The following is a 7,322-nucleotide window of genomic DNA, read 5'->3' on the forward strand; positions in this document are numbered from 1 at the left end:
AGCCGAAGGCAACAGCCCGGTCGTCTTCACGGTCTGATCACATGTCATCGTACGGGTGTTTCAGGAGAGTTGGAGCAGTCCTCTGAGCAAATCGCGACTCTCGTCGGGACCCGGACTGTCCTGCTGCAGCTCCTTCATCGCCTTCTCGTACTGGGCGACGTCCTCGCGCTTGTCCAGATACAGCGCACTGGTGAGCTGCTCCAGGTAGACCACGTCGGACAGATCGGACTCGGGGAAGCTCAGCATCGTGAAGGACCCGCTCTCCCCCGCGTGCCCGCCGAAGCTGAACGGCATGACCTGGAGACGCACGTTGGGGCGCTCGGAGATGTCGATGAGGTGCTGGAGCTGGCCGCGCATCACACCCCGGTCGCCGTACGGCCGCCGCAGCGCGGCCTCGTCCAGCACGATGTGGAACTCGGGCGCGCTCCTCGACACGAGGTACTTCTGGCGCTCCAGCCGCAGGGCCACGCGCCGCTCGATGTCGGCCGCGCTCGCCCCCCTCATACCGCGCGAGACCACCGCGTGCGCGTACGCCTCGGTCTGCAGCAGGCCGTGCACGAACTGCACCTCGTAGGAGCGGATCAGGGCGGCGGCGCCCTCCAGGCCGACGTAGGTCGGGAACCAGCTGGGCAGCACGTCGGAGTAGCTGTGCCACCAGCCCGCGACGTTCGCCTCCTTGGCGAGCGAGAGCAGCGACTTGCGCTCCGCCTCGTCGGCGATCCCGTAGAGCGTCAGCAGATCCTCGACGTCCCTCGTCTTGAAGCTCACCCGGCCCAACTCCATACGGCTGATCTTCGATTCGGAGGCGCGGATCGAGTAACCGGCCTTCTCCCGGGTGATCCCGCGCGACTCACGCAGTCGCCTCAGTTGCGAGCCGAGCAGCATGCGTCGCACCACCGATCCCGACTCCTGCGCGCTCACGTTCGCCAGCCTCCCCAACCTGTTCTCAAGGGCCGCAGTCTGCCACTAAAACACTTCAAGCAGTACTCGTTCAGTTACAGAAACGGCAAGCTTTCAGAGAGGAAAGGCAGAAAACGACAAGGAGAAGACAAGCCAGACCCAGAAAAGTGGCGCGGAGGTGACGGAAAAAATGACCAAGAAGGGGCACGGGAAGGTCGATTTCGGGCACGTGCACGTGCATCTGCCCTTGCATCTGCCGAACGCATTCGGAACGATGGTCTCGCGCCACCGCTGCATCGCAACGACCGCGAACCCCGGGAGTGCCTCGCATGGGGACGAATGGATCGACCATGCTCGAACCGTTGAGGCAGGGGCTTCCGCCACTGGACCCGGCGGCCGTGTCCGACGCGGCCTCCTGCGCCCTCCCGCCCCGCTACGAAGCGGTGCGCGACGCACGGCAGTTCACCCGCCGGACGCTGGAGCAGTGGGAGGTCGGCAACCGCTTCGACGACGTCTGCCTGGTGGTCTCGGAGCTCGTCACCAACGCCCTGCGGCACGCGCTGCCCGCGGACACCCCCCGCACACCCCGCCAGGACCCGCCCGTGCGACTGCACCTGATGCGGTGGACCGGGAGAGTCGTGTGCGCGGTGCGCGACCCCAGCCACGACAGCCCGGTCGCGGGCGACTCCGACGACTGCGCGGCGGAGTCGGGGCGCGGCCTGTTCCTGGTCGAGTCCTTCGCCGACGGCTGGGGCTGGCACCCGATGGCCGGCACGCTCGACGGCAAGGTCGTCTGGGCGCTGTTCCGGCTGGGGTCCCCGACGTGAGGGACCGCGGTGCTTTTTCACGCCGCGGCTCTACGCGCGTTACGTCCGCCATGCGCGTTATGTCCATTACGCGTTCTCCGGCCGGCCGGGACGTCCGAACCGCTCGGGTCCGCGGGACGTTCCGGGCACCGTGAACGCGTCCCGTCCGGGTGAGCGCGTCCCGTCCGGGCGTGTACGGCCTGCTGGGTGCGTACGGCCCGCCGGGCGTGCACGACCTGCCGGGTGCGGCCGTCAGCCCGCTATCAGGTGGTCGAACTCGCCGTCCTTGATGCCCAGGAGCATGGCCTCGATCTCCGCGCGCGTGTAGACGAGGGCCGGTCCGTCGGGGAAGCGCGAGTTGCGCACCGCGACCTCACCGCCGGGCAGCCGGGCGAACTCCACGCATGAGCCCTGCGAGTTGCTGTGTCTGCTCTTCTGCCAGGCCGCGCCGCGCAGCTCCGTGGCAGCCATGCCGTTGTACACGTCGTGGTCCACAGGTCGCTCCCCGATGGTGCATTGGCGTCTGTCGCTGCTACTGCTGTCGCTGTTGTTGCGGTTACTGCGGTTACTGCCGTTGTTGCCATCACTGCTGTTGTCGCCGTTGTAGCTGTTGTTGCCGTTGCCATTGATGCAGTGGACAACTGCCCGGATCATAGCTGTCTTCACATGCAGATGCATGGGCATATGCACGTGCACGGGGGGTGGTCTCCTGGTTACACCTTTGACGGTTGCGAAGCCCGAATCGTTCCAACTCCGCGTCCCGCCAAGGGAAGAGACGCACGCCGGGCCCTTCGTGTTCCACAACGGCCCCGACCCGCCCGACGAATGAACGGGCAGGACGGGGCCGTCGGGGACATCGGTGCCCACGGGGCTGCGAAGAACCTCTGAAACCTCTGGGACCTCCAGGACCTCGGAGAACGTGGAGACCCGGTGAATGCCGGGAGACACGACGGCCCGGCGGGACGGCCCGCCGCCACCGCTCCTGACGCGACGCGTACGGCAGCGGGACCGTCTCACGGGCGCCCCCGATCGCACGGACCGGCCGACGCTGCCGCCGCGCGGACACCCGGGTGACCCTGCGACTGCGAATCCTCCAGCGGCCGGACACGGACCTCCCCGGGAGGCCCGTGGGTCAGACCTCCAGGAGGGTGTCGAAGGCGGGCGGCAACCGCTGCCAGGCGGCGCGCCCCGCGGCGTACTCCGCGTCGGTCAGCAGGCACGACTCCAGGAGGAGTTCGAGCCCGTCGCGGTCCAGGCCCGGGGAGGTGAAGACGAGGTGCTGGCAGCGGTCGCCGTGCTCGGGGTGCCAGTCGAGCGCGGCGGCGGCCCGGCGCACCGGCGCGACCATGTCCCAGGCCGCGTCGGGCAGGGACGCCAGCCACGGCCCGGCGCTCTCCACGCACAGGGCGCCGCCGGCCGCGTCCCAGTGCAGCAGGGTGTCGGGCCTGTCCGCGAGCCAGAACCGGCCGCGACTCCGCACCGCCGCGCAGGTCAGGTCCTCCAGCGCGGCGTACAGCCGCTCCGGGTGGAACGGCCGGCGCCGGTGCCACACGAGCGTGGCGACCCCGCAGTCGTCCGCCTCGGCGGGCAGCAGCGCGCAAGCGGGGTGCTGGGCCGCGGCGGCGGCCTCCATGTCGAAGCCGGCGAGGGCGGCGTCCGCGAGGGCGGAACGCGCGGCCGCGACCCCGGAGCCGGTTGCGGAGGCTGCCGTTTCGGAGGTGGCGGTTCCGGAGGTGACGATTTCGGGGGCTGCGGTTTCGGAGGTGCCGGTTCCGGCAGGTGCCGCGTCCGCCGTGGCCGAAATCCGTACGTGGCGGGCGGTCGGGTGGAGTTGGGCCAGCAGGGCGCGGTCCTCGTCGTCGGCCTCCTCCGAGGCGGCGAGGGCGAGGACCGGCGCGTACTCCAGCTGGCGGGCGAAGGTGTCGGCGACGGTGCGCCGATCGGTCGCGGCCGCGGCGAGGCCCACGTCGGCGAGGTCGTCGCCGTTGCCGAGGTACGGGAGCACCAGCGCGGGATCGACCGCCGTGACGACACCGGTGAGACGGAGTCCGGCGCGCGCGACCACCTCGGCCATCGCCTTCGGCTCGACCGAGTCCCAGAGCTCGACGACCGCGAGGCGGGTCAGCCCGTCCGCCGCGAGCCGCTCCAGCTCGGGGACCAGGTCCTCGCGCAGGGCGCAGCACGCGCAGTCGTCGACCAGCGGCGTCTCACCGGCCGAGAGGACGCCGGTACGGTCGCGGACGGTGCGGACCACCGTGCCCCGCTCGGCCGTCGAGAGGTCGTGGTGCAGCGCCACGGCGTGCGGTACGTCGGCGAGCAGCCGGTCCACCGCCTGCCTGCGGGCGTCGGCGTGCAGCCCGCCGACGACGGCGACGGACAGCATCAGCGTCCTCCGCTCTCGTCGCCGCCGTCACCCGTGCCGCGCCCGTCGCCGTCACCCGCGTCACGCCTGTCGCTCCCGGCGTCTGTGCGCCTGTCGCTCCCGGCGTCGGTGCGCCCGCCGCTCCCGGCGCCGGCACGCCTGCCGAAACGGCGTTCGAAACGCTCGACGCGGCCGGCCGTGTCCATCACGCGGGCCGTTCCCGTGTAGAAGGGATGGCTCACGTTCGAGATCTCGACGTCGACGACCGGGTACGTGTTGCCGTCCTCCCACTCGATCGTCTTCTCGCTCGTCATGGTCGAGCCGGTCAGGAAGGCGTGGTTCGCGGCCCGGTCCCGGAAGACGACCGGTCCGTACGCCGGGTGGATTCCCTCGCGCATGGCGCTCAGCGCTCCTCTCGGAAGTCGACGTGCCGGCCTGCGATCGGGTCGTACTTGCGCAGGACGATCCGGTCGGGGTCGTTGCGGCGGTTCTTGCGGGTGACGTACGTGTAGCCGGTCCCGGCCGTGGACCTGAGTTTGATGACCGGGCGGAGTTCGTTGCGTGCCATACGGCTAGTATATGAAAACGAATCCCATTACCAATAGCAGGAAGACAGCGAACCCAGAGAGGTACGTCACCCACCATGTCCGCGCACTGCATGCTGACCGGGGCCCGGCCGGGCTTCGGCAACTCCATCTCCCACTCGCACCGGCGCACGTCGCGCCGTTTCGACCCGAACATCCAGAGCAAGCGCTACTGGCTGCCGAGCGAGGGCCGGTACGTGCGGCTGAAGCTGAGCACCAAGGGCATCAGGACGGTCGACGTCATCGGCGTCGAGGCCGCCGTGTCCCGGATCCGGGCCCGCGGGGTGAGGGTCTGATGGCGAAGAAGAGCAAGATCGCGAAGAACGAGGGGCGCCGCGAGCTCGTCGCCCGTCACGCGGAGCGGCGGGCCGAGCTGAAGGAGATCATCCGCCGCCCCTCCTCGACGGACGCCGAACGGCTCGCCGCACGGCGGGAGCTGGAACGGCAGCCGCGGGACGCCAGTGCCACGCGGGTACGCAACCGGGACAGCGTGGACGGGCGTCCGCGGGGGTATCTGCGGACGTTCGGCCTCTCCCGCGTGAACGTGCGCGAACAGGCGCACGCGGGGTTCCTGCCGGGGGTGCGGAAGTCCAGCTGGTAGCTTGCTGCGACCGTCCCGGTGCCGGGGATCCGTCCGGTACCGGGAATCCGTCCGGCACCGGGGATCCGTCCGACCGGACCCAGGCGTTTGGGGGCTCCAGTGACTTCGGCGACCTTCCCGCACAAGCGGACGCGGATCACGGCCGCGGCGGCGATGACGGCCGTGCTCGTCCTGACGGCGACGGGCTGCGGCGGTGATGGGGACGGGGACAGCGACGGGGACGGGGACAGGACCCCGTCCCCGAGGACGAGCGCCGCTCCCACCGCCACCGCGGACACCGGCGGCGGCTCCGGCACCGGTACGGACGAGGCGGGCCGGCTGGAGGGCAACTGGCTGACCACCGAGGACGGCAAGGCCGTGGTCCTGGTCGTCACCGGCGACGAGGCCGGACTGTTCTCGACGGGCGGGTCCGTGTGCAGCGGCACGGCCGGCGAGACCTCGGGTCGGCAGAGGATCAGCCTGAAGTGCACCGACGGGAACAGGGACCGCGCGAACGGCACGGTGGACTCGGTCGGCTCCGGCACGCTGAAGGTCACCTGGGACGGCTTCGGCGAGGAGACGTACACCAGGTCCGAGGGCAACGGCCTGCCGCCCGGACTGCCTACGGCGAGCCTGGGTTCCTGACCCCGCCGGGCTCGTCCGGGACCGTTCCCGCAGCCCCCGTCGTCCCGTCGAGCGGCGCCGTCCCGTCGAGCGCCATGGGCGGTACGGCGGTGTCGAGCGCCTCGGACAGCTCGGCGAGGGCGTCGAGGACGAGGCGGGCGGCGTCCCGTACGAACGTGTCGTCGTCGGGAGCGGCGGACCCGGCCGTACCGGAAGCGGGAGCGGCGGTCTCCGGCCACTCCTCCAGCGCGGACCGTACGGCGTCCCGGTCCGGAACCCGGCGCTCGCGCGCGGCCCGGGCGCCCCGCCGCGTGGCCTCGCGCAGGGCCTCCGCGAGACCCGCCGCCGGGACCGGAGCCGCGCCGCGGTCCGGGAGGTGGGCCTCCGTTCGAGCCGCGTCCTCTCCACGGTGAGCCCCGGGCGCGCGGTGTCCCTCAGCGCTCGTCGCCGGCTCGCCGCGCCAGCGCACGGGAGGGGATCGGGCGGGTGGGACATCCGGGCCGGGACGTGTGAGGGTTCGACCGGCGGTGGAATCCGGGCCCGCGGAACCGCATGATGATCTACGGCACGGCACGGCATGGCTCGGCTCGGATCAGCTCGGCTCGGCTCGGCTCGGCCGACTCGGTCCAGCGGCTCGGTGATTCACCAGTCCGCCGATCCGCCAGTCCATCAGTACGCCAATTCGCCAGTCAGACCATGTGACAACACGACCCAGAGGCCAGAGGAAACCATGCGCACCCTGCCGATCACCGTCACCGCCCTCGCGGCGACGCTCGCCCTGACCCTGACCGCCTGCGGCGACGACGGTGACGGCGGTGACAGGAAAGAGGCGGGCGACAGGAAGAGCGGCGCCACGACCGCCTGCGCGGCCGACAAGCTCGGCCAGGAGGTCGTCGCCAGCGAGGCCCCGGCGGCGGGCGACACCGGTACCGTCTCCGTCACCCTCACGAACGGCTCCGGAGCGGACTGCACGCTGGAGGGCTTCCCCTCCGTCGCCCTGGACGCCGGTGCCACCAGCCTGTCCGTCGCTCCGGAGGAGGCCGCGGAACCGGGGAGGCTGACGGTGAAGCAGGACGAGACGTTCAGCTTCACGATCACGTACGTACGCGGGCCGGCCGGTGACGCGACGAAGAGCGCGGCCGTGAGGACGGTGAAGTTCGCCCTGCCCGGCACGGACGCCGAACTGAGCTTCCCGTGGAAGTACGGCGAGGTGGCCCTGCAGGGCCAAGCCGAGCCGGACGCATCGGTGACCGCGCTGCAGCGGGCCGGGGACTGAGGCCGGCCCCCGCACGGACGAGTACCGACGGGTACGACGAGTACCGACGAGTACGGGCAGGTGCGGGGCCCGGCGGCGGCCTGCGAGCAAGCGGGCGGACGGGCTTAGGCGGACAGGGGCGGGCGTAGGCGCACGGGGACGGGCACAGGCGCACGGCGGGGACGGGCACAGGCGCACGGCGGGGACGGGC

At 71.3% G+C, this 7,322-nt stretch carries 10 protein-coding genes and 1 pseudogene; 5 read left to right on the forward strand and 6 right to left on the reverse strand.

The window, feature by feature from the left end; translation table 11 throughout:
• Nucleotides 1–60: 60 nt before the first annotated feature.
• Nucleotides 61–885, reverse strand: a complete 825-nt coding sequence (locus KM933_RS34430) for a helix-turn-helix domain-containing protein (RefSeq protein ID WP_221360017.1) — start codon at nt 883–885, stop codon at nt 61–63.
• Nucleotides 886–1,250: 365 nt separating this feature from the next.
• Between KM933_RS34430 and KM933_RS34435 the strand changes: the two genes are divergently transcribed.
• Nucleotides 1,251–1,727 carry an ATP-binding protein gene (locus KM933_RS34435; protein WP_260334593.1) on the forward strand — a complete coding sequence of 159 codons (477 nt, stop codon included), beginning with the start codon at nt 1,251–1,253 and terminating at the stop codon, nt 1,725–1,727.
• 231 nt (nt 1,728–1,958) lie between these two features.
• On the opposite strand, the gene KM933_RS34440 is transcribed toward KM933_RS34435, so the two are convergent.
• From KM933_RS34440 to rpmG, 4 genes and pseudogenes are all read right to left on the reverse strand, one after another.
• Nucleotides 1,959–2,177: a DUF397 domain-containing protein gene (locus KM933_RS34440; protein ID WP_151477816.1), complete on the reverse strand. Its 219-nt coding sequence runs from the start codon at nt 2,175–2,177 to the stop codon at nt 1,959–1,961.
• A gap of 661 nt (nt 2,178–2,838) precedes the next feature.
• Nucleotides 2,839–4,089 (reverse strand): GTP-binding protein, encoded by a 1,251-nt coding sequence (locus tag KM933_RS34445; protein WP_221360000.1) that lies wholly within the window; start codon nt 4,087–4,089, stop codon nt 2,839–2,841.
• A gap of 134 nt (nt 4,090–4,223) precedes the next feature.
• Nucleotides 4,224–4,466: pseudogene (locus KM933_RS34450) on the reverse strand (type B 50S ribosomal protein L31); the annotation flags it as partial.
• Between the two features lie 5 nt (nt 4,467–4,471).
• The gene (gene rpmG / locus KM933_RS34455; protein ID WP_221360002.1) at nt 4,472–4,636 is read right to left on the reverse strand and encodes a 50S ribosomal protein L33; all 165 of its coding nucleotides are present in this window, start codon (nt 4,634–4,636) and stop codon (nt 4,472–4,474) included.
• A gap of 75 nt (nt 4,637–4,711) precedes the next feature.
• Here rpmG and rpmB point away from each other — a divergent pair, with 75 nt between their 5' ends.
• The 3 genes from rpmB to KM933_RS34470 all read left to right on the forward strand — a co-directional run bounded on the left by rpmB (nt 4,712) and on the right by KM933_RS34470 (nt 5,877).
• Nucleotides 4,712–4,948, forward strand: a complete 237-nt coding sequence (gene rpmB, locus KM933_RS34460) for a 50S ribosomal protein L28 (protein ID WP_221360003.1) — start codon at nt 4,712–4,714, stop codon at nt 4,946–4,948.
• Nucleotides 4,948–5,253 carry a 30S ribosomal protein S14 gene (gene rpsN / locus KM933_RS34465; protein ID WP_221360005.1) on the forward strand — a complete coding sequence of 102 codons (306 nt, stop codon included), beginning with the start codon at nt 4,948–4,950 and terminating at the stop codon, nt 5,251–5,253. The genes rpmB and rpsN overlap by 1 nt, the downstream gene beginning before the upstream one ends.
• Before the next feature lie 99 nt (nt 5,254–5,352).
• Nucleotides 5,353–5,877: a hypothetical protein gene (locus KM933_RS34470; RefSeq protein WP_308013642.1), complete on the forward strand. Its 525-nt coding sequence runs from the start codon at nt 5,353–5,355 to the stop codon at nt 5,875–5,877.
• Here KM933_RS34470 and KM933_RS34475 read toward each other — a convergent pair.
• Entirely contained in the window at nt 5,855–6,325 is a 471-nt protein-coding gene (locus KM933_RS34475; protein WP_221360007.1) for a hypothetical protein, read from the reverse strand. The two genes, KM933_RS34470 and KM933_RS34475, sit on opposite strands and share 23 nt — an antisense overlap.
• A 261-nt stretch (nt 6,326–6,586) precedes the next feature.
• Here KM933_RS34475 and KM933_RS34480 point away from each other — a divergent pair, with 261 nt between their 5' ends.
• Nucleotides 6,587–7,132: a DUF4232 domain-containing protein gene (locus KM933_RS34480; RefSeq protein ID WP_221360009.1), complete on the forward strand. Its 546-nt coding sequence runs from the start codon at nt 6,587–6,589 to the stop codon at nt 7,130–7,132.
• The last annotated feature ends 190 nt before the right edge of the window (nt 7,133–7,322 follow it).

Source organism: Streptomyces beigongshangae (assembly GCF_019710745.1).
In the GTDB taxonomy this organism is placed as follows: domain Bacteria; phylum Actinomycetota; class Actinomycetes; order Streptomycetales; family Streptomycetaceae; genus Streptomyces; species Streptomyces beigongshangae.

Excerpts from the sequence above, each read along its gene's own strand:
- KM933_RS34430 (WP_221360017.1), bottom strand. The coding sequence starts at position 885 with ATGCTGCTCGGCTCGCAACTGAGGCGACTGCGTGAGTCGCGCGGGATC.
- KM933_RS34435 (WP_260334593.1), top strand. The coding sequence starts at position 1,251 with ATGCTCGAACCGTTGAGGCAGGGGCTTCCGCCACTGGACCCGGCGGCC.
- KM933_RS34440 (WP_151477816.1), bottom strand. The coding sequence starts at position 2,177 with ATGGCTGCCACGGAGCTGCGCGGCGCGGCCTGGCAGAAGAGCAGACAC.
- KM933_RS34445 (WP_221360000.1), bottom strand. The coding sequence starts at position 4,089 with ATGCTGTCCGTCGCCGTCGTCGGCGGGCTGCACGCCGACGCCCGCAGG.
- rpmG (WP_221360002.1), bottom strand. The coding sequence starts at position 4,636 with ATGGCACGCAACGAACTCCGCCCGGTCATCAAACTCAGGTCCACGGCC.
- rpmB (WP_221360003.1), top strand. The coding sequence starts at position 4,712 with ATGTCCGCGCACTGCATGCTGACCGGGGCCCGGCCGGGCTTCGGCAAC.
- rpsN (WP_221360005.1), top strand. The coding sequence starts at position 4,948 with ATGGCGAAGAAGAGCAAGATCGCGAAGAACGAGGGGCGCCGCGAGCTC.
- KM933_RS34480 (WP_221360009.1), top strand. The coding sequence starts at position 6,587 with ATGCGCACCCTGCCGATCACCGTCACCGCCCTCGCGGCGACGCTCGCC.